Raw genomic sequence first — 18,195 nt, forward strand, 5'->3', positions numbered from 1 at the left:
CACCCGTCTGATGACGGCGCGGGATCCGGGTGACCGGGGCGGATCCCCGGGGTCGGGTGCGGGCGGCGTCGCATCGCTCATCGTGGCAGTGCACGACGGGCTCGACGTGGTGCACGTCACCCTTTTCGGGCGAGGGCGTGGGGCGGACCGCCTCGCCCCTCAGGCGTCGCTGGTGGTGGCGCGCTTCGCGCTCGCGCCCCGCATGATCCGTGCGACCGCCGTGATCAGGAACAGCTGACCGGTGATGCCCTCGGCGATGGCGACCGCCTGGCCGCCGGTACCGACCGGCACGAGATTTCCGTAACCGGTCGTGGTGAGCGCCGTGAAGGAGAAGAACAACTGATTGCCGAGCGAGTCGAGACTCTCCTCGCCGAACAGCGGGTCCGCCGAGATCTGCGACATCAGGTTGTACACGAAGGCGAAGAACATGCCGACGAGGATGTAGGCGGTGATCGCCGCCAGCAGCGCCTCCAGATTGAGGCCGCGCCGGGTCACCTGGTGGGCGATGACGACCCACGGGGCGACGAGCAGCGCGATCATCGAGGCGGCCGAGAGTGGGATGGCGAGCAATGGTCCTTCGAGTCCGAAGAGGTCGGCGAAGACGGCGGTGACCCCGGCGACGGAGAGCACGACCCAGGAGACCCGCTGCACCAGGCGGCGGGCCCGGGTCACATGAAAGACCATGGCGACCGTCGCAAGCATGGGGAGGAAGGCCCACGGGCTCGGGTCGGTGCTGGGCTGTATCGCGCACAGGCCGTACGACACGATGAGCAGGACGAGGACGATTCCGTACCCGAGGGCGCGGTCATCCCATCGGCGGCCGAGCCGACCTCTGACGTGCTGCTCGTCCACCGCTTCATTCGGGGGCATGGCGACTCCACTTCGGTGCGGTGGACGCCGTCGTCCACGATGTGCGGCCAGTATCCCAGCGCCGGGGTGCATCCCCTCTCAGGGCGAGTGCGCGTCGGCCGGAAGGGGAACCGCGGCCCCGGTTCGAGACTGCCCGCCGAACCCGTTATGATGGCTGAGTGCATCCGATCTTCGGGTCGGATCCACGGAGACGTCGCATAGTCCGGCCGAGTGCACCACCCTGCTAAGGTGGAGTCCCCTCACGGGGACCAGGGGTTCAAATCCCCTCGTCTCCGCACTTTCTTTCCTCGCTTGCGGCCCCGGTCGTCTGTCGTTCACGGCAGACTCGAGAGCATGTTCCGCGACATCACGACTGTCGTCTTCGACGTGCTCGGCACCCTCGTCGACGAACCCCGCGGCCTTCGCACCGCCATCGTCGAAGCGGCGGGTCCACCTTCCGACTCCGAGGCGCTGCTCGGCATCTGGCAGGGTCACATCGAACGCGAACAGGCTCGCATCGGGCGGAGCGAACGCGACTACGCCGACACCGAGACTCTCGATCGCGAGGCAGCGCTGCAGGTGGCTGAAGCGGCGGGTCTCGACGACCAGGCTCGCATCGGCCGCCTGGCAGCTGCGGCTGAGCGGCTTCCACCCTGGGACGACTCCGCCGACGGTGTCGCGCGACTCGCGCAGAGGTTCCGCGTGCTCGGGCTGTCGAACGCGACGACGAAGACGCTGCATCGGCTGGGAGCGCACGCCGGCCTCGAATGGGATCTGGCGCTGTCGGCGGACGCTGTCCGCGCCTACAAGCCTGCCCCCGAGGTCTACGCTCTGGCGGTGGAAGCGGCGGGCGGTGATCCGTCGCGAGCGCTGATGGTCGCGGCCCATGCCTGGGATCTGCGGGGCGCGCAGGCGGTGGGAATGCGCACCGCATACGTGCGACGCCCGGTGGGGGACCCGCCGACTCCGTCAGACGGGTTCGACGGTCGGTTCGACGGACTGCACCAGTTAGCCGCCGCGCTCATCTAGAGTGCGGCGCATCGATCCTCTTCTCTCAGCAGCAGCCGCCCGCCGAGCGCGCGCTGCCGATGGGCTCGACCTCCGTCGACTCGTCCGCGATGCCGAAGCGGATCAGCGCGCGCGGGTCGAAATGGTCATCCGGTGGTGCGACATCGGGCGCCACTGCGTGGAGAAGGGTGAAGTCGGCCGCAGCGCCCACCACCAGCAGGGCTCCGACCGGGAAGCAGTCGATCACGACCTGGAACTCGTTCTCGCGCTGGTGCACGGTCAGCCCGGAGATCGACCAGGCGGTGAACTCGTTCGCCGTCGGCGTGCTGCGCCAGTTCTGCTGCACCACGCCGGTCACCCGCAGCAGTGCGGTGGTGCCACGCAGACGTGTCGACTGTCCCAGCTCCAGGAGCACACCGACGGTTCCGCCGAGCACATCGACGAGGATCCGTGTGATCTGGGAGCCCACCAGCGCATCATCCGTCAGGAACGGATTCTCCCCGTCCGGGAGTGGCGGAAGCGCGCCGGGTACGCCGATGAGCAGGTCGTTCACGTTCATGGCTATTCGCTCTCCCCAGAGATCCCCCGACCGTTCGAGAGTATGTGATCGCGGTTCACAAATTCTGAACGCCGAATGTGAAGGGGCACCAGGGGTGCGGGCGACGCCGACGAGGTGCGCTGCGTTCGTCGTGGCCCTCCGGTAGTCTCACCGGCATGGCCACCGCATCGACGCAGACCCATAAACGCGAGGCTTTCGGATCGCGGAACGTGTTCATCCTGTCGGCGATCGGATCTGCGGTCGGCCTCGGGAACATCTGGCGGTTCCCCTATGTCGCCTATGAGGGCGGCGGTGGGGCCTTCCTCATCCCCTATCTGTGCGCGCTGCTGACCGCCGGCATCCCGCTGCTGTTCTTCGACTACGCGATCGGGCATCGGTTCCGCGGGTCGGCGCCGCTGGCGTTCCGCCGCATGCACAGGGCGGCCGAGCCTCTCGGCTGGTGGCAGGTCCTCATCTGCGTCGTGATCGCGGTGTACTACGCGGTGATCATCGCCTGGGCGGCCATGTACACGTGGTTCTCGGCCCAGCTCACCTGGGGGCCGGGCAACGAGAACGACTTCTTCTTCATCGACTTCCTGCGGTCGGCGGACGTCGCGGAGGTCGGCGTCTCGACCGAGTTCGTGCCGCAGGTCGGCATCCCCCTGGTCGTGGTCTGGCTGATCGTGATCGTGATCATGGCGCTCGGCGTGAAGCGCGGCATCGGCCGCGCGAACATGATCCTGATGCCGTTGCTCACCGTGATGTTCGCGATCCTCGTGGTGCAGTCGCTCTTCCTCCCCGGTGCGATGGAAGGTCTGAACGCGTTCTTCACCCCGAACTGGGAGGCGCTCGCCGACCCGGGCGTCTGGGCCTCCGCCTATGGGCACATCTTCTTCTCGCTGTCGGTCGCCTTCGGCATCATGGTGACCTATTCCTCCTATCTGAAGCGCAAGACCGACCTCACCGGATCCGGGCTGGTCGTGGCTTTCGCCAACTCCGGCTTCGAGATCCTCGCCGGTATCGGCGTCTTCGCCGCACTCGGGTTCATGGCGCAGGCACAGGGGACCGAGGTCGCCGGCGTCGCGTCCTCGGGCATCGGGCTGGCGTTCATCGCCTTTCCGACGATCGTCTCTCAGGCCACCGGGGGCTCGATCATCGGTGTGCTGTTCTTCGGCGCGCTCGTGTTCGCGGGGGTCACCTCACTCATCTCGATCCTCGAAGTGATCGTCGCCGCGCTGCAGGACAAGCTGGGCTGGGCGCGCGTGCGCACGACGCTCACGGTGGCCATCCCGCTCGCGATCGTCTCGATGGCGCTGTTCTCGACCACCACGGCGCTCTCCGTGCTCGATACGGCGGATGCCTTCGTCAATGCGTTCGGCATCATGGCCGTCGCGCTGGTGGCGGTGATCATCGTGGCGTGGCTGCTGCACAAGCTCCCGGTGTTCGTCGAGCACCTCAATCGCCGCTCCAGCTTCCGGGTCGGACTGCTCTGGAAGCTGCTCGTCGGCGTGCTCGCGCCGCTCGTGCTCGGCTACCTGCTCGTCAGCGAGCTCATGGCGAAGATCAACGAGCCGTACAGCGGGTACCCGGGGTGGTTCCTCGCGATCTTCGGCTGGGGCATGGTGATCGCCCTGGTCGTGTTGGCGCTGCTGCTGTCGGCGCTGCCGTGGAGCGGACGCTCGCACGCGAAGGACGACCCGGAGTACGACGAGTTCCTGGTCGAGGAGCAGTACGAGCCGGATGCGGAGACGTCGGCTGTTCCGATCGTCGCGACGCCGGAGAAGGGAGAACGCGCATGACCACGACAGCGATCGTCATGATGATCATCGCCATGGTCACGATCTGGGGCGGCCTCGTCGCCGCGATCGTGAATCTCGCCCGTCATCCCGAGGCCGCCGAGAACGAGCCGGCACCGCCCGTCGAACTCTGACGGGGAGCCGATCGCATCCGACCGGAGAAGTCGGGTGCCGGCGGCGCTGGCGCGGCGACGATGGTGGGGAAAGGAGGACCTCATGATCGGAACGCTCAACGCCCTGGTCGACCGCGTCGAAGCCAGCCGCTCCGACGAGATCGACGTCGCCGGGTTCGCACGCGAGCACGGCACGACCGAATACCACCTGCGTCGGATGTTCTCGGCGCTGGCCGGCATGCCGCTCTCGGAGTACGTGCGGCGCCGTCGCATGACGCTCGCCGGGGCGGAACTCGCCGCCGGCGCCTCGAGTCTGCTCGATGTGGCCGTGCGCCACGGGTACGGCTCGGTCGAGGCTTTCGCCCGTGCCTTCCGTGCTGTGCACGGCATCGGCCCGGCCGACGCGCGCCGAGATGGGGGTCCTCTCCATACACAACACACGCTCCGGTTCCGCCTGAGCGTCGAAGGGAGCACCCCGATGGACGTCACCATCACCCACCGTCCCGCATTCGTCCTCGCCGGCCACGCCGCCGAGGTCCCGCTGATCCACGAGGGCGTCAACCCGCACATCCAGGCGCACATCACCGCGATCCCGCCCGAGGAGCACGAGCGCCTCAAGGCGCTCGCCGACGCCGAACCGGCGGGGATCCTCGCGGTCACCGCCGATGTCGAGCCGGATGCGCCGGAGGGCACACTGCTCACGTATCTGCACGGCGTCGCGCTGCAGGACACCACCGCGGTGCCCGACGACCTCGATTCCCTGCGCCTCGACGAAGGGTCCTGGGCGGTTTTCGCCGCGCGGGGTCCGTTCCCGGCGACGCTGCAGAACCTGTGGGCGGCCACGGCGACCGAGTGGTTCCCCTCGAACCCGTGGCGGCTGCGGCCCGGCCCCTCGATCGTGCGCTACCTCGAATTCACCGGCGACTTCGCGTCGTGCGAGCTCTGGCTGCCGGTCGAACAGGGCTGAACCCAGGTGCCCCGCGTGGAGATCGCTCAGCGCGGGGCATCGCCCTTCCTCGGCGGGCGATAGGTGCCGATGATCGCAGCGATGAGGTCGGAGTAGGCGGCATCCTGGCTGGAGAAGCTGCCGTTGTTGCGGCCATGCCGCAGCACCTCGACCCGGTCGGACACCGCCTGCACGTCGGCGATGTTGTGACTGATGAACACGACGCCGAGTCCGAGCTCGCGCAGCTGCTCGATGTGGGTGAGCACGTCGGCGGTCTGCGCGACGCTGAGCGAGGCGGTCGGCTCGTCGAGCACGACCAGCCGGGGCTGGCTGATGAGCGTTCGCGCGATCGCCACGGCCTGTCGCTGGCCGCCGGACAGGGAGTTGAGCGGCGTGCGGGTCGACGGGATGTTGGCCGCCAGATCGGTCAGCGCCTGCCGGGTCGCATTCTCCATCTCGCCCTCGCGCAGCATGCCCTTGGAGGTGCGCAGCTCGCGTCCGAGGAAGACGTTCGCCGTGACGTCGAGGTTCTCGCAGACGGCGAGGTCCTGGAAGACCGTCGCGATGCCGAGTCGGTTCGCCTCGGCGGGGGAGGAGATGTCGACGCGCTCGCCGTTGATGCGGATCTCGCCGGAGGTCGGGGTGAGAGCACCCGCGATGACCTTGGCCAGCGTCGACTTGCCCGCGGCGTTGTCGCCCACGAGACCGACCACTTCACGGGCGTTCACCGTGAAGTCGACGTCGGTGAGCGCCTCGACGGCGCCGAAGCGCTTCGTGATGCCGCTCAGGGTGAGCAGCGGCTCCGCCTGCGACGCCGAGAGAGTCATGGGCGTCCCTCGAGAAGCTGGGAGGGGTCGGTCGACTGCAGGATGTGGATGGTCGCGCCGACGAGCACCGTGTCCTTGCCGAACGACGCGGGGATCGGTTCGCGGCGAGGAGCGCGCCGCTGTGGCGCATGCTCGCGCAGCGCCGCGGCGAACGGCAGCAGGAAGACCGGGCCGGCGTCGGTCAGCTCACCGCCGATCGTGATGATCTCGGGGTCGAGCGTCTGACAGACACCCGCGACCACGCGGCCGAGCGTCGTACCCGCATCGGACACGACTCGCGCGCAGCCAGGGTCGCCGGCGGCGGCGCGGGCGATGACGTCCTTGAAGGTGACCTGGCCGTAGGCGGCCCGCAGCGGTGCCGTGACCGCCTCAGCTCCGACGACGGTCTCGAGGCAGCCGCGCTGACCACAGGGGCAGATGGACCCGGTGGGATCGACCTGCACGTGCCCGATCTCCCCCGCCGTGCCGCCGCGTCCGCGGTAGAGCTTCGAATCGATGATCACGCCGGCGCTCGTCGTGTACGAGGCGTTGACGAACAGACTGTCCGAGACGTCCCGAGCCGTGCCGAGCGTCGCCTCGGCGAGCGCGGCGAGGTTGGCGTCCTTCTCCACCAGCACCGGGCATCCGAGGCGCTGCTCGACGACCGCGGCGATGGGCTGCGATTCCCACCGCCGCATGACGCCGGGATAGGCGACCAGACCGGTGTCGGGGTCGATGGGCGCCGGAATCGCGATGCAGAGGCCGATCAGCTCATCGGCCTGCGCCGCGATCATGTCGAGCATCTCGATGATGAGGAGCGTGATGCGATCGAGCACAGTGTCCTCGGCGTGGTCGGCGGGCAGCGGCATCGACCGGTCGGCGAGCACGGACTGCCCGACGTCGTTGAGACGCACCCGCATGCTGCGGCTTCCGATATGCACGGCGGCCACCAGCCCGGCACGCCGAGCGATGGTGACCAGCTGTGCGCGCCGGCCACTCCGCGAGGTGGGGTGGGTCTCCACAAGGCCCGAGAGCGAGAGCTCCTTCACGATCGCCGACACCGTCGCCGTCGACAGGGTGGTCGCTTCGGCGAGCTCGACCTGGGTGAGCCCGCCGAAGCGCTTGACCGCGTCGACGATCTTGGCCGTGTTGGCCTCGCGCAATCCCGATTGGGAACCGCTCGACCATCTGCTCATAGCGGGAGCATATCGCGTGGGATCGGCACCGCCGGGGTCAGCGTGCGGCACCCGCCCGACGCTTGTTCCAAACGTCGAACGCCACAGCGATCAGGAGCACCAGACCCTTCACGACCTGCTGCGTCGCCTGGTCGAGACCCATGAGCTGCATGCCGTTGCTCATCACCGCCATGATCAGACCGCCGACGATCGCTCCGCCGACGCGCCCCACGCCACCGGTGACGGCGGCGCCGCCGATGAAGCAGGCGGCGATCGCGTCGAGCTCGAACATGTTCCCGGCTCCCGGCTGTGCGCCGTTCGTGCGTGAGGAGAAGACGACTCCGGCGACACCGGCGAGCAGTCCCATGTTCACGAAGATCCAGAAGTTGACCCGGCGCACGTTCACGCCGCTCAGCAGGGCGGCGTGCAGGTTGCCGCCGATCGCGTAGACGTGACGCCCGAACACGCTCTTCTGCGTAATGACCGAGTAGGCGATGATCAGCACGGCGAGGAGGATGAGTACGAAGGGGAGACCGCGGCTGGTGGACAGCTGGTAGCCGAACCACATCACGACGGCGGCGATCAGGGCGATCTTCAGGATGAACCAGCCCAGCGCCTCGACCGACTGCTGGTGTGCGACCTTCGAGCGTCGGCTGCGCACCTGCCACACCGCATAGCCTCCCACGCCGATGGCGAAGATCACGAGGGTGAACACGTCGACCCCGTAGCCGCCGAAGAGTCCGTTGAAGAATCCGTTGGCTATCGAGTAATAGGTGCCGCCGAAGGGCGACAGCGAGACGTTGCCCAGCACGATGAAGGTCAGGCCGCGGAAGAGCAGCATGCCGGCGAGCGTCACGATGAACGCCGGGATGCCGACGAACGCCACCCAGAAGCCCTGCCATGCCCCGACCAGGAGGCCGACCACCAGCGCGGCGATGACGCCGACCCACCAGGGCAGCTGCATCCGGATCACGAGGACCGCGGCGGTGGCACCCGTGAGGGCGACGACCGAGCCGACCGAGAGGTCGATGTGACCGGCGATGATGACGATCACCATGCCGATCGCGAGGATCAGGATGTAGGAGTACTGCAAAACGATGTTCGTGAGGTTCCCCGGGGAGAGGAACGTCGGGTTCAGGATGGCGAAGAAGGCCACGATCGCGATGAAGGCGACGAGGATGCCGCTCTGGCGCAGGTTGCGCGTGGCGAGGCTCAACAGGTTGGTGACGCCGGTCATCGTTCGGCCGTCCTTTCGACAGTCATGAGTTGCATGAGGTTCTCCTGGGTGGCCTCGGCGGCCGGCAGCTCGCCGGTGATCCTGCCGAAGGCCAGGGTGTAGATGCGGTCGCAGATGCCCAGCAGCTCGGGCAGCTCGGACGAGATGACGAGCACGCCCTTCCCCGCCGCGACCAGGCGGTTGATGATGGTGTAGATCTCGTACTTGGCACCGATGTCGATGCCGCGCGTGGGCTCATCGAGGATCAGCACGTCGGGCTCCGTCTGGATCCACTTGCTGAGCACGACCTTCTGCTGGTTGCCGCCGGAGAGGTTGCCCACGAGCTGGAGCACACTGGGCGTCTTGATGTTCATCTCGGCGCGGTACTGCTCCGCGATCCGGAGTTCCCTGTTCGCGTCGATCCAGCCGCCGGGGCTGATCATCCGCAGCGACGCGAGGGTGATGTTGTGGCGGATGTCGTCGATGAGGTTCAGCCCGAACTTCTTGCGATCCTCGGTCGCGTAGGCGATCCCGGCGCGGATGGCGGCGCTCGTGGTCGACGTGTCGACCTCTTTGCCGCGGACGAGGACTCGTCCCTTCGCGTTCCGCCCGTAGGTGCGGCCGAAGACGCTCATGGCGAGTTCCGTGCGTCCGGCGCCCATCAGCCCGGCGATGCCGACGACCTCTCCCGCGCGCACGGTGAGGGAGGCGTCGTCGACCATGATCCGTCCCGGCTGGGTCGGGTGATGCACGGTCCAGTTCTCGATCCGCAGCACCTCCTCGCCGAGTTCCGGCACCCGCTCCGGGAAGCGGTGGGCGAGGTCGCGCCCGACCATGCCGCGGATGATCCGGTCCTGCGTCGAGGCCGGATCGCTCATGTCGAGCGTTTCGATGGACCGGCCGTCGCGGAGGATCGTCGTGCGGTCGGCGATCGCGTCGATCTCGTTGAGCTTGTGCGAGATGATGATCGACGTCATCCCGCCGTCGCGCAGGCGCCGGAGTAGGTCGAGCAGGTGCGCCGAGTCGGTGTCGTTGAGCGCGGCGGTCGGCTCGTCGAGGATGAGCAGGCGCACGTTCTTCGACAGTGCCTTCGCGATCTCGACGAGCTGCTGCTTGCCCACGCCGAGCTGGCCGACCGGCGTGGCGGGGTTCTCGTCGAGACCGACCTGGGCGAGCAGCTGCGAGGCCTCGGAGTTCGCTCGGTCCCAGTCGATGAGCCCGCCCGCCCCCCGACGCTCGTTGCCGAGGAAGATGTTCTCCGCGACGCTGAGGTAGGGGATCAGCGCGAGCTCCTGATGGATGATCACGATGCCGACGTGCTCGGAGTCGCTGATGGATCCGAACTTCGCCTCTTCGCCCTCGTAGACGATCTCGCCCTCGTACGCACCGTGCGGGTAGACACCCGACAGCACCTTCATGAGAGTGGACTTCCCCGCGCCGTTCTCGCCGCAGATCGCGTGGATCTCGCCGCGGCGGACATCGAGGTCGACGCCCTGGAGCGCCTTGACGCCGGGAAAGCTCTTCTCGATCTCCCGCATCTGCAGTACCGGTGTCGTCATGAACCGGCTCCTTTCCGTCGAGAGGGGCGTGACGTCGTGTCGACGCCACGCCCCGGAGCGATGATTACTCGGCGACGCCGGAGTCGACTTCGGCCTGGGTCCAGTAACCCGAGTCGACCAGCAGCGGGGTGATGTTGTCCTTGTAGACGATGTCCGACTGCAGGAGGTACGACGGCACGACCTTCACGCCGTTGTCGTAGGTCTCCGTGTCGTTCGCCTCGGGCTCCTCGCCCTCGAGCATGTCCTCCGCGACGACGACCGACTGCTCGGCGAGCTTGCGCGTGTCCTTGAAGATCGACGCGAACTGCACGCCCTGATCGATCAGGCTGATGGAGCCGATCTCGGCATCCTGTCCGGTGACGATCGGGAGACCGTCGGCGATGGTCGCGCCGAAACCGCCGGTGCCCTGGAGTGCCGTGATGATGCCGCGCGAGATCCCGTCGTAGGGGGAGAGCACTCCATCGAGCTTGGTGTCGCCGCCGTACGTCGAGGTGAGCAGATCCTCCATGCGCTTCTGCGCGGTCTCCTGCTGCCAGCGCAGGATCGCCGCCTGCTCGATGTCGGTCTGACCCGACGGCACCGAGAGCACGCCCTCGTCGATGTAGGGCTGCAGCGTGTCCATCGCCCCCTGCCAGAAGAAGTGCGCGTTGTTGTCGTCGAGCGAGCCGGCGAAGAGCTCGATGTTGAACGGGCCCTTCTCTCCGGTGTCCTTGCCGTCCTCGTCGAGCACGCCGAGGCCGACCAGCAGCGAGGTGGCCTGCTGCACGCCGACCTTGTAGTTGTCGAACGTCACGTAGAAGTCGACGTTTTCGCTGTCGCGGATGAGGCGGTCGTAGGAGATGACCGGGATCTTCGCTGCCGCAGCGGCGTCGAGCTGCGACGACAGCGCGGTGCCGTCGATCGCGGCGATGACCAGGAGGTCTGCGCCCTTGGTGATCATCTGGTCGATCTGCTGGCCCTGCGTCGGGATGTCGTCGCCGGCGTACTGCAGCTCGACCTGATAGCCGGCCTTCTCCAGCCCCTCCTGCACGGCGGTGCCGTCGGCGATCCAGCGTTCGGAGGTCTGCGTCGGCATGGACACGCCGATCAGCAGGTCACCCTTGTCGCCGGAGGCCTTCGTGTCGCCGCCCGCGGAGCCGGCTCCGCCGCCGCCGCAACCGGCGAGGGCGAGGACTCCCGCGAGGCCGAGGGCCGCGAGTGCATACTTCTTCTTCATTCCGAGCTCCTTTGCTGTGCAATGCGTCCTCCGGCCGAAGTCCGGAGGGTCAGCGTCCCGGCCATTCGGGATCCGCCTCGGATCACTTTCTTGAGTTCGAGACTCGAAGTCAAGGGAACGTGATCGTTTCGTGATGATCCACGTTAGATGGCTGGATGACCCAGAACTCTCCCGGACGACCGGAGATTTGCGGACGAAGAACGAAAAAGGCCGGAGTTACCTTCGAGACTCGAAGGTAACTCCGGCGAGACCGACTCCCGTGTCTGCACCTCGTGTCACACTGGGCGCACGGAACCAGGGAGGCACGTCATGGCGGCGATCGACCCCAAGAAGACCCTCGACGCGTATCGGGCGAAGCGGGGTGAGTTCCGCATCGTCGAGGTGCCGCCGATGCAGTATCTGATGATCGACGGCGCCGGAGACCCGAACACCTCTCCGGCCTATTCGGAGGCGGTCTCGGCCCTGTTCCCTGTGGCCTACACGCTCAAGTTCGCCAGCCGAAACGAGCTCGGCATCGACACGGTGGTGATGCCCCTCGAGGGACTCTGGCACGCATCCGACATGGAGTCGTTCACCACCCACCGAGACAAGTCGGCCTGGCAGTGGACGCTCATGATCATGGTCGGCGACCACATCACGCCTTCCATATTCGCCGACGCGGTGGAGTCCGTGGCGCAGAAAGCGGCGAAGAAGAAGGAGCCGGTGCCTGCACTCGGAGCCGTGCGGCTCGAGACCCTCGACGAGGGGACGAGCGTGCAGACTCTGCACGTCGGTCCGTTCGACGACGAGGGGCCGGTCCTCGACGACCTGCATCACCGCTTCATCCCCGAGCACGGTCTGACGATGAGCGGTCTGCATCACGAGATCTACCTGAGCGACCTGCGTCGCACCGATCCGGCGAAGCTGCGTACCATCCTCCGGCAGCCCGTGTCTTCGAGCGTCTGATGCCGAGAGGCGCCGGGAAAGCAAGCCCCTCCACCGCGTCCGCTGCCGGCGATACCCTTCAATGATGAGCACGGTCAAGCACGCTGCGCGCGTCGCCAAGGGGTCCACCGCCTTCCGCCGCATCGCCCGTGTCGGGTTTGTCGTCCTCGGCCTGATCCACGTCATCATCGGCGCGATCGCCATCACCATCGCCGCGGGGGCGTCGGGAGACGCCGACCAGGACGGCGCGATGGAGCAGATCCGGAACAACCCGGTCGGCGGATTGCTGCTCGTGCTCGTCGCCACGGGGCTGATCGCTCTGGCCGTGTGGCAGATCGCGAGCGCGTTCCTCGCCGCCGACCCCGCCGAGACGAAGAAGTGGGGGCAGCGTGTGAAGCTCTTCGGCATCGCGCTCGCCTACCTCGTGGTCGCGGGCATGGCCCTCATCTACGCGCTGGGTGGCAACGCCGATTCGGAGACGGCGTCGAAGACCCTCAGCTCCGTGGTGCTTTCCGCTCCGGGCGGCGTCGCCCTGCTCGTCGTCATCGGGCTGTCCGTGGTCGGCGTGGGGATCGGCTTCGTCGTGGGCGGCTTCACGCGCGGCTTCGAGAAACTGCTCGATCTGCCGACGGGAGTCGCACGCGGTGGCATCGTGACGCTCGGGGTGATCGGCTACTTCGGCAAGGGCATCGCGGTGGGCGTGACCGGTGTGCTGTTCGTGGTCGCTGCGGTGACGCAGGACCCGGAGAAGGGCGCGGGGCTCGATGCGGCGCTGCACAGTCTGCTGGAGCTGCCGCTCGGCGGACTCGCGCTGGGAGCGGTCGGCGCGGGCTTCGCGATCTACGGGGTCTTCTGCATCGCCCGGGCGCGCTTCGCCCGCATGTGAGCAGGGCCGCGCCGGGCGCTCACGCGGTCGCGGGCTTCTCGCTCCAGACCAGCAGGAACGCCCCGAGCGCGATCATGAGCCCGCCGCCGGTCGCACCCATCGCCTCGATGCGGCGAGGCGAGCGGCCGAACCAATCGCGGGCGGCGCTGGCGAGGAGGACCCAGACGGCATCGCACGTCACGCCGATGACGACGACGATCACGCCGAGCAGGAAGAGCTGGGCGGCGACGGAGCCCGCCTGCAGGTCGACGAACTGCGGCAGGATCGCGAGGAAGAACGCGATGGACTTCGGATTGGTGACTCCCACGACGAAGCCCTCGGTGAGCAGCCGCCATCCCGAGCGCCGCGCCGGAGCGGCGACCATCGCGCGCGCCGCATCCTTCCGGTGCCGGATGGCCTGGATGCCGAGGAAGATCAGGTAGCCGGCGCCGAGCACCTTGACGATGGTGAACAGCACGGCCGACTGGGCGATGATCGTGCCGACGCCGAGCGCGACCGCGACGACCAGCACGATCGAGCCGATCGCCGTGCCGAGAATGCTGAGGAACCCGCCCATCCGCCCGAGAGCCATGGCCCGGCCGATCGTGAACAGCACGGTCGGACCGGGGATCACCACCATGACGAACGCCGCGACGACGAAAGCGAGCAGCGTGTCCGGGGCGATCATGGGTCGAGCCTAGGGGCGCGGGCGTCGAGCGGTCGAGAGTGCGACCGCCCGACGCCGGTCGGTCAGCTCTGACCCCAGAAGCGGTCCTCCGCCTCCTGGTCCTCGCTGATGAGCCAGACTTCGGCGATGCGGTCGCCCGCGATGCGGAAGACGTCGACGCCGTGCTGGTCGAGGTCATCGCGTCCGGCGCGCTGCGCGCGGAAGCGCACGGTGGCGGAGACGAGGTCGCCGGCCTCCGTCGCCGAGTCGGTCTCGAGCACGAACGTGCCGCCGCTGAGTTCCATGAAGCGGCCGAGGTGGGCGAGGATCGCGTCGGGGCCGACGTGGTCGCCGGACGCCTGGTTGGCGCCCGGCTGGTGCCACACGGCATCCGGATGGAAGGTGGCCGCCAGCGCCTCCATGTCTCCCGCGGCCAGCGCCGCACCGTACTGTCCTACAACATCGATCGCCGACATGATGCTCCTTCTCGAGTGGTCGGTACTGTGGAGCATCCAGCGTCTCGCCGAGGGCGCGGTTACTTCAACGTCACCGGGAGGAGCAGCGCATGTCGCGCACGTGGACGGTGTTCTCCGCCAGCTGCCCGTCTCGGGCATCGCTCGCCCGCATCGCGAACAAGTGGACCGCGATGATCGTCGTCCTCCTGCACGAGCAGCCGCTGCGCTTCGGCGAGCTGCACCACCGGATGGACGGGATCACGAAGAAGGTGCTCGTCGACACGCTCCGGGCCCTCGAACGCGACGGGATGCTGGAGCGATCGGTCGGCGACGACGGCCATTCGCGCTACCTGCTCACCCCGCTCGGACGAAGCCTGCACGAACCGCTCCAGGCGTTGCAGGTCTGGGCGGAGTCGCACGTGGAGGATGTGCTCGACGCACAGGACCGCTACGACGAGGTCGCCGACGCGAAGACGCTCGACGGTCGCTGACCCGCGGGCCCACCCCGGGCTCACAGGTGGGAAACTGGAACGATGAGCGTTTCTTCCGGTGTCGACGTGATCGCCCCTCTGAGCGAGACCGAGGTGCAGCGCATCCGCGAGGACTTCCCGATCCTGCACACGCAGGTGCAGGGGCATCCGCTCGTGTACCTCGACTCGGGCGCGACATCGCAACGTCCGTCGGCCGTGCTGGATGCCGAGCGCGAGTTCTCGACCACCATGAACTCGGCCGTGCACCGCGGGGCGCACACGCTCGCCGCCGAGGCGACCGAGTTGTTCGAAGACGCTCGTGGCACTCTCGCGCGTTTCATCGGGGCCGCCGACGACGAGGTCGTCTGGACCTCGAACGCGACCGAGGCGATAAACCTCGTCGCCTACTCGCTGTCGAACGCGTCGCTCGGTCGCGGAGGAGCGGCTGCCGAGCGGCTCCGGCTGCGTGAGGGCGACGAGATCGTCACGACCGAGATGGAGCACCACGCGAACCTCATCCCGTGGCAGGAGCTCGCGGCCCGCACCGGCGCGACGCTGAAGGTGATCCCGCTCGACGACGACGGTGCACTGCGCCTCGACGCCGCGGCCGAGCTCATCACCGCGCGGACGAAGCTCGTGGCGTTCACACACGTCTCCAACGTGCTCGGCGTGATCAATCCGGTCGAGCGCCTGGTCGCTCTCGCCCGCGAGGTCGGCGCCCTGACGCTGCTCGACGCCTGTCAGTCGGCACCGCACCTGCCGCTCGACGTGCGAGCCCTCGGCGTCGACTTCGCCGTGCTGTCCGGCCACAAGATGCTCGGTCCCACCGGCATCGGGGTGCTCTACGGTCGCCGCGAGGTCTTGGCCGCGATGCCCCCGTTCCTCACCGGCGGCTCGATGATCACCACCGTCACCACGACCGAAGCCGAGTACCTGCCGCCGCCGCAGCGGTTCGAGGCCGGCACGCAGCGGGTATCGCAGGCCATCGCGCTCGCCGCGGCCGTGGACTATCTGACCGAGGTGGGGATGCCGCGCATCGCCGCGCATGAGGCCGCCTTCGGGCGTCGGCTCGTCGACGGGCTCAGCGCGATCGACGGGGTCCGGGTGCTCGGTGCCGGGATCGACCTGCCGCGCGTGGGGCTCGCGAGCTTCGACGTCGCCGGCATCCACTCGCACGATGTCGGGCAGTTCCTCGACGACCTCGGCATCGCCGTGCGCGTCGGACACCACTGCGCCCAGCCGCTGCACCGGCGCTTGGGCGTGACCTCGTCCACCAGGGCGAGCACCTACCTGTACACGACAGAGGCCGAGGTGGATGCCGTAGTCGAGGGCGTTGCCGGAGCGATCGACTTCTTCCGGAGGGGCGCATGAGCGACCTGCAGAACCTGTATCAGGAACTGATCCTGGACCACTCGCGCACCCCGCACGGCTACGGGCTGCGCGACGAGATCCCGGCGCAGTCGCATCAGCTGAACCCGACCTGCGGCGACGAGATCACGCTGCAGGTGCACCGCAGCGCCGACGGTGCTGTCGAGGCGATCGCGTGGGAGGGCCACGGCTGCGCGATCTCCCAGGCCTCCGCCTCCCTGCTGGCGGAGCTCGCCGAAGGACTCAGCGTCGAAGACCTCGAGATCCGCATCGCGGCGTTCCGCGAGGCGATGCGCTCCCGCGGCAAGATCGAGCCCGACGAAGAACTGCTCGGCGATGCCGCAGCCCTCGGCGGGGTGTCGAAGTACGTGGCGCGGGTCAAGTGCGCCATGCTCGCCTGGGTCGCCGCGGAAGACGCGCTCACCCGCAGCTGAGGTGCAGGATGGATGCATGCCCGTGCATCTGAAGCCGCTGCCCTCGGAACGCTTCGACGAGTGGCGGGGCGCGGCCAGGCAGCGCCTCATCGACGGCAACCTGGCCTCGGGCAGACGTGTCGGGGACGACGCGGTCGCGTTCGCCGATGAGTACTTCGACGAGCTACTGCCGCAGGGTTCGGCGACGCCGACGGCACGGGTCATGCGTATCGTCGATGAGCGTCAACGCGAGCTCGGCACGTTGTGGCTGGTGCTCGGCGGCCGGAAGCTGTTCCTGCTCGATCTCGCCGTCGAGACCGGCCTGACCGGCGCGCAGAACGACGCCCTGGTCGCGCGGATCCTCGCCGTCGCCCGCGACATGGGCGCCACGCAGATCAGTGTGCCGCTGTTCCCGCAGCAGGCGGCAGGTCACGCCCTGGTCGACGGTCGTGGCTTCACGGTCGCGTCGATCCAGATGGTGCTCGAGCCGCTGCCCTCCCGCGATGTCGCCGCGCACGTGGAGGTGGTGCCGATGACCGCGGAGAGGTTCCCCCGCTTCGTCACGGCATCGGAAGCGGGATTCGCCCAGGACCTCGTGTCTTCCGGCCGGTTCTCGCCCGAGGAAGCTGCCGCGGAGTCCCACCGTCAGCTGGTCGAGGAGCTGCCGGACGGCCTCGCCACCCCGGGGCAGGAGCTCTTCACGGCCGCGGTCGACGGCGTCGAGGTCGGCATCCTCTGGCTCGGCATGCGCGAACGCGATGGACGTGCGCATGCGTTCGTGCTCGACATCGAGGTCGCTGCAGATCAGCGCCGCAAGGGGTACGGGCGAGAGCTGATGCACGCTGCTGAACGCGAGGCCCGCCGGCTCGGCGCCGACTCGATAGGGCTGCACGTGTTCGGCTTCAACGCCGCCGCCGTCGAGCTGTACGAGAGCCTCGGCTACCGGCGGACCGAGCAGACGCTGCTGCGCGAACTGTGACGCCGGTCACGGGACGACACAGCCCGACTCGCAGGGAATAGTCCGCTCTGCTCGACGTTGCCCCCAGCATGACTACTCTCGGAATCATCGGTGCAGGACACATCGGCAGCCAGGTCGCGCGGGTCGCGGTGGCGAACGGCTACGACGTCGTGATCGCCAACTCCCGCGGTCCGGAGACGCTCGCGGACCTCGTGGAGGAGCTCGGGCCCCGCGCGAAGGCCGCCACGGCGGAAGACGCCGCGGCAGCTGCGGACGTCGCGGTCGTGACCGTTCCTCTCGGGGCGATCGACGCGCTCCCCGCCGCACAACTCGCCGGCAAGATCGTGCTCGACACGAACAACTACTACTTCGAGCGCGACGGTCACATCGAGGCCCTGGACAAGGGCGAGACGACGACGTCGGAGCTGGTTCAGCGCGCGCTGCCGGACTCGAAGATCGCGAAGGCGTTCAACCAGATCCTCGCGGCCGACATCACGACCGACGGCAAGCCGGCCGGTGACCCGGACCGTCGAGCACTGGCCACCGCCGGCGACGACGCCGAGGCCGTCGCGTTCGTCACCCGCTTCTACGACGAGGCCGGCTTCGACACGGTCAACGTCGGGCCGCTGAGCGAGTCGTGGCGGGTCGAGCGTGATCGTCCCGCGTACGTCGTGCGACAGAACGCCCAGGAGCTGACCGCGAACATCGCGATCGCCAACCGCCTCCCCTGAGCCCGGCGGGACGAGCGCGACGGAGACCTTCCGCGTCTCGCGCGCTCGTCCCGGACCGAGGCATCCCGGGCGTGTTGGGATACCAAAAGTTGAGTAACCCGGCCCGTGATGCGAGAATGCCC

General features: G+C 68.2%; 20 protein-coding genes and 1 tRNA gene. 12 read left to right on the top strand and 9 right to left on the bottom strand.

The features are described 5' to 3' along the window. Positions 1-159: 159 nt before the first annotated feature. The gene (locus tag HCX50_RS09830) at positions 160-870 is read right to left on the bottom strand and encodes a potassium channel family protein (RefSeq protein WP_167634093.1); all 711 of its coding nucleotides are present in this window, start codon (positions 868-870) and stop codon (positions 160-162) included. A gap of 186 nt (positions 871-1,056) precedes the next feature. On the opposite strand from HCX50_RS09830, the gene HCX50_RS09835 reads away from it, so the two are divergent. Then, positions 1,057-1,145, top strand: a tRNA-Ser gene (locus tag HCX50_RS09835). 58 nt (positions 1,146-1,203) lie between these two features. After that, complete coding sequence (locus HCX50_RS09840; RefSeq protein ID WP_167634095.1) at positions 1,204-1,878, top strand: haloacid dehalogenase type II; 675 nt, start codon at positions 1,204-1,206, stop codon at positions 1,876-1,878. Positions 1,879-1,903: 25 nt separating this feature from the next. On the opposite strand, the gene HCX50_RS09845 is transcribed toward HCX50_RS09840, so the two are convergent. After that, positions 1,904-2,416, bottom strand: coding sequence for a hypothetical protein (locus HCX50_RS09845; protein WP_091035654.1), 513 nt, complete (start codon positions 2,414-2,416; stop codon positions 1,904-1,906). Positions 2,417-2,571: 155 nt separating this feature from the next. Between HCX50_RS09845 and HCX50_RS09850 the strand changes: the two genes are divergently transcribed. The 3 genes from HCX50_RS09850 (at position 2,572) to HCX50_RS09860 (ending at position 5,271) form a co-directional block, all read left to right on the top strand. Then, positions 2,572-4,194 carry a sodium-dependent transporter gene (locus tag HCX50_RS09850; protein WP_091035651.1) on the top strand — a complete coding sequence of 541 codons (1,623 nt, stop codon included), beginning with the start codon at positions 2,572-2,574 and terminating at the stop codon, positions 4,192-4,194. Beyond that, on the top strand, positions 4,191-4,325 hold the full coding sequence (locus HCX50_RS09855; protein WP_081859865.1) for a methionine/alanine import family NSS transporter small subunit: 135 nt from the start codon (positions 4,191-4,193) through the stop codon (positions 4,323-4,325). Before HCX50_RS09850 ends, HCX50_RS09855 begins: the two co-directional genes overlap by 4 nt. An 82-nt stretch (positions 4,326-4,407) precedes the next feature. Continuing rightward, positions 4,408-5,271, top strand: a complete 864-nt coding sequence (locus HCX50_RS09860; RefSeq protein WP_167634097.1) for an AraC family transcriptional regulator — start codon at positions 4,408-4,410, stop codon at positions 5,269-5,271. A 26-nt stretch (positions 5,272-5,297) separates the two neighbouring features. On the opposite strand, the gene HCX50_RS09865 is transcribed toward HCX50_RS09860, so the two are convergent. From HCX50_RS09865 to chvE, 5 genes are all read right to left on the bottom strand, one after another. After that, a complete protein-coding gene (locus HCX50_RS09865) occupies positions 5,298-6,077 on the bottom strand; it encodes an ATP-binding cassette domain-containing protein (RefSeq protein WP_167634099.1) in 780 nt (259 codons plus the stop codon). Next, positions 6,074-7,252 carry an ROK family transcriptional regulator gene (locus HCX50_RS09870; RefSeq protein ID WP_167634101.1) on the bottom strand — a complete coding sequence of 393 codons (1,179 nt, stop codon included), beginning with the start codon at positions 7,250-7,252 and terminating at the stop codon, positions 6,074-6,076. The genes HCX50_RS09865 and HCX50_RS09870 overlap by 4 nt, the downstream gene beginning before the upstream one ends. 37 nt (positions 7,253-7,289) lie before the next feature. Continuing rightward, on the bottom strand, positions 7,290-8,468 hold the full coding sequence (gene mmsB / locus HCX50_RS09875; RefSeq protein ID WP_029263765.1) for a multiple monosaccharide ABC transporter permease: 1,179 nt from the start codon (positions 8,466-8,468) through the stop codon (positions 7,290-7,292). Beyond that, positions 8,465-10,006 (bottom strand): multiple monosaccharide ABC transporter ATP-binding protein, encoded by a 1,542-nt coding sequence (mmsA, locus tag HCX50_RS09880; RefSeq protein ID WP_029263766.1) that lies wholly within the window; start codon positions 10,004-10,006, stop codon positions 8,465-8,467. The genes mmsB and mmsA overlap by 4 nt, the downstream gene beginning before the upstream one ends. A 64-nt stretch (positions 10,007-10,070) precedes the next feature. After that, on the bottom strand, positions 10,071-11,222 hold the full coding sequence (chvE, locus tag HCX50_RS09885; RefSeq protein WP_167634103.1) for a multiple monosaccharide ABC transporter substrate-binding protein: 1,152 nt from the start codon (positions 11,220-11,222) through the stop codon (positions 10,071-10,073). Between the two features lie 309 nt (positions 11,223-11,531). Between chvE and HCX50_RS09890 the strand changes: the two genes are divergently transcribed. Next, positions 11,532-12,167: a GyrI-like domain-containing protein gene (locus HCX50_RS09890; RefSeq protein ID WP_167634105.1), complete on the top strand. Its 636-nt coding sequence runs from the start codon at positions 11,532-11,534 to the stop codon at positions 12,165-12,167. A 64-nt stretch (positions 12,168-12,231) separates the two neighbouring features. Further along, positions 12,232-13,032, top strand: coding sequence for a DUF1206 domain-containing protein (locus HCX50_RS09895; protein ID WP_167634107.1), 801 nt, complete (start codon positions 12,232-12,234; stop codon positions 13,030-13,032). Positions 13,033-13,051: 19 nt separating this feature from the next. Here HCX50_RS09895 and HCX50_RS09900 read toward each other — a convergent pair whose 3' ends face one another. After that, the gene (locus tag HCX50_RS09900; RefSeq protein ID WP_167634109.1) at positions 13,052-13,699 is read right to left on the bottom strand and encodes a LysE family translocator; all 648 of its coding nucleotides are present in this window, start codon (positions 13,697-13,699) and stop codon (positions 13,052-13,054) included. A gap of 62 nt (positions 13,700-13,761) precedes the next feature. Next, positions 13,762-14,154 (bottom strand): nuclear transport factor 2 family protein, encoded by a 393-nt coding sequence (locus HCX50_RS09905; protein WP_167634111.1) that lies wholly within the window; start codon positions 14,152-14,154, stop codon positions 13,762-13,764. Between the two features lie 89 nt (positions 14,155-14,243). Here HCX50_RS09905 and HCX50_RS09910 point away from each other — a divergent pair, with 89 nt between their 5' ends. The 5 genes from HCX50_RS09910 (at position 14,244) to HCX50_RS09930 (ending at position 18,073) form a co-directional block, all read left to right on the top strand. Beyond that, a complete protein-coding gene (locus tag HCX50_RS09910; protein ID WP_091035630.1) occupies positions 14,244-14,624 on the top strand; it encodes a winged helix-turn-helix transcriptional regulator in 381 nt (126 codons plus the stop codon). 42 nt (positions 14,625-14,666) lie between these two features. Beyond that, positions 14,667-15,974 carry an aminotransferase class V-fold PLP-dependent enzyme gene (locus HCX50_RS09915; RefSeq protein WP_167634113.1) on the top strand — a complete coding sequence of 436 codons (1,308 nt, stop codon included), beginning with the start codon at positions 14,667-14,669 and terminating at the stop codon, positions 15,972-15,974. After that, positions 15,971-16,405 (top strand): Fe-S cluster assembly sulfur transfer protein SufU, encoded by a 435-nt coding sequence (gene sufU / locus HCX50_RS09920; RefSeq protein WP_091035625.1) that lies wholly within the window; start codon positions 15,971-15,973, stop codon positions 16,403-16,405. The genes HCX50_RS09915 and sufU overlap by 4 nt, the downstream gene beginning before the upstream one ends. A gap of 16 nt (positions 16,406-16,421) precedes the next feature. Then, the gene (locus tag HCX50_RS09925) at positions 16,422-17,363 is read left to right on the top strand and encodes a GNAT family N-acetyltransferase (protein ID WP_167634115.1); all 942 of its coding nucleotides are present in this window, start codon (positions 16,422-16,424) and stop codon (positions 17,361-17,363) included. Between the two features lie 68 nt (positions 17,364-17,431). Further along, on the top strand, positions 17,432-18,073 hold the full coding sequence (locus HCX50_RS09930) for an NADPH-dependent F420 reductase (protein ID WP_091035620.1): 642 nt from the start codon (positions 17,432-17,434) through the stop codon (positions 18,071-18,073). Positions 18,074-18,195 lie beyond the last annotated feature (122 nt).

The sequence above is a fragment of the Microbacterium sp. B19(2022) genome (genome assembly GCF_012030385.1).
Taxonomy (GTDB): Bacteria; Actinomycetota; Actinomycetes; order Actinomycetales; family Microbacteriaceae; genus Microbacterium; species Microbacterium oxydans_B.

Bases quoted from the DNA above. Each gene is read 5' to 3' on its own strand.
- HCX50_RS09830 (WP_167634093.1), bottom strand. From the start codon at position 870: ATGCCCCCGAATGAAGCGGTGGACGAGCAGCACGTCAGAGGTCGGCTC.
- HCX50_RS09840 (WP_167634095.1), top strand. From the start codon at position 1,204: ATGTTCCGCGACATCACGACTGTCGTCTTCGACGTGCTCGGCACCCTC.
- HCX50_RS09845 (WP_091035654.1), bottom strand. From the start codon at position 2,416: ATGAACGTGAACGACCTGCTCATCGGCGTACCCGGCGCGCTTCCGCCA.
- HCX50_RS09850 (WP_091035651.1), top strand. From the start codon at position 2,572: ATGGCCACCGCATCGACGCAGACCCATAAACGCGAGGCTTTCGGATCG.
- HCX50_RS09855 (WP_081859865.1), top strand. From the start codon at position 4,191: ATGACCACGACAGCGATCGTCATGATGATCATCGCCATGGTCACGATC.
- HCX50_RS09860 (WP_167634097.1), top strand. From the start codon at position 4,408: ATGATCGGAACGCTCAACGCCCTGGTCGACCGCGTCGAAGCCAGCCGC.
- HCX50_RS09865 (WP_167634099.1), bottom strand. From the start codon at position 6,077: ATGACTCTCTCGGCGTCGCAGGCGGAGCCGCTGCTCACCCTGAGCGGC.
- HCX50_RS09870 (WP_167634101.1), bottom strand. From the start codon at position 7,252: ATGAGCAGATGGTCGAGCGGTTCCCAATCGGGATTGCGCGAGGCCAAC.
- mmsB (WP_029263765.1), bottom strand. From the start codon at position 8,468: ATGACCGGCGTCACCAACCTGTTGAGCCTCGCCACGCGCAACCTGCGC.
- mmsA (WP_029263766.1), bottom strand. From the start codon at position 10,006: ATGACGACACCGGTACTGCAGATGCGGGAGATCGAGAAGAGCTTTCCC.
- chvE (WP_167634103.1), bottom strand. From the start codon at position 11,222: ATGAAGAAGAAGTATGCACTCGCGGCCCTCGGCCTCGCGGGAGTCCTC.
- HCX50_RS09890 (WP_167634105.1), top strand. From the start codon at position 11,532: ATGGCGGCGATCGACCCCAAGAAGACCCTCGACGCGTATCGGGCGAAG.
- HCX50_RS09895 (WP_167634107.1), top strand. From the start codon at position 12,232: ATGAGCACGGTCAAGCACGCTGCGCGCGTCGCCAAGGGGTCCACCGCC.
- HCX50_RS09900 (WP_167634109.1), bottom strand. From the start codon at position 13,699: ATGATCGCCCCGGACACGCTGCTCGCTTTCGTCGTCGCGGCGTTCGTC.
- HCX50_RS09905 (WP_167634111.1), bottom strand. From the start codon at position 14,154: ATGTCGGCGATCGATGTTGTAGGACAGTACGGTGCGGCGCTGGCCGCG.
- HCX50_RS09910 (WP_091035630.1), top strand. From the start codon at position 14,244: ATGTCGCGCACGTGGACGGTGTTCTCCGCCAGCTGCCCGTCTCGGGCA.
- HCX50_RS09915 (WP_167634113.1), top strand. From the start codon at position 14,667: ATGAGCGTTTCTTCCGGTGTCGACGTGATCGCCCCTCTGAGCGAGACC.
- sufU (WP_091035625.1), top strand. From the start codon at position 15,971: ATGAGCGACCTGCAGAACCTGTATCAGGAACTGATCCTGGACCACTCG.
- HCX50_RS09925 (WP_167634115.1), top strand. From the start codon at position 16,422: ATGCCCGTGCATCTGAAGCCGCTGCCCTCGGAACGCTTCGACGAGTGG.
- HCX50_RS09930 (WP_091035620.1), top strand. From the start codon at position 17,432: ATGACTACTCTCGGAATCATCGGTGCAGGACACATCGGCAGCCAGGTC.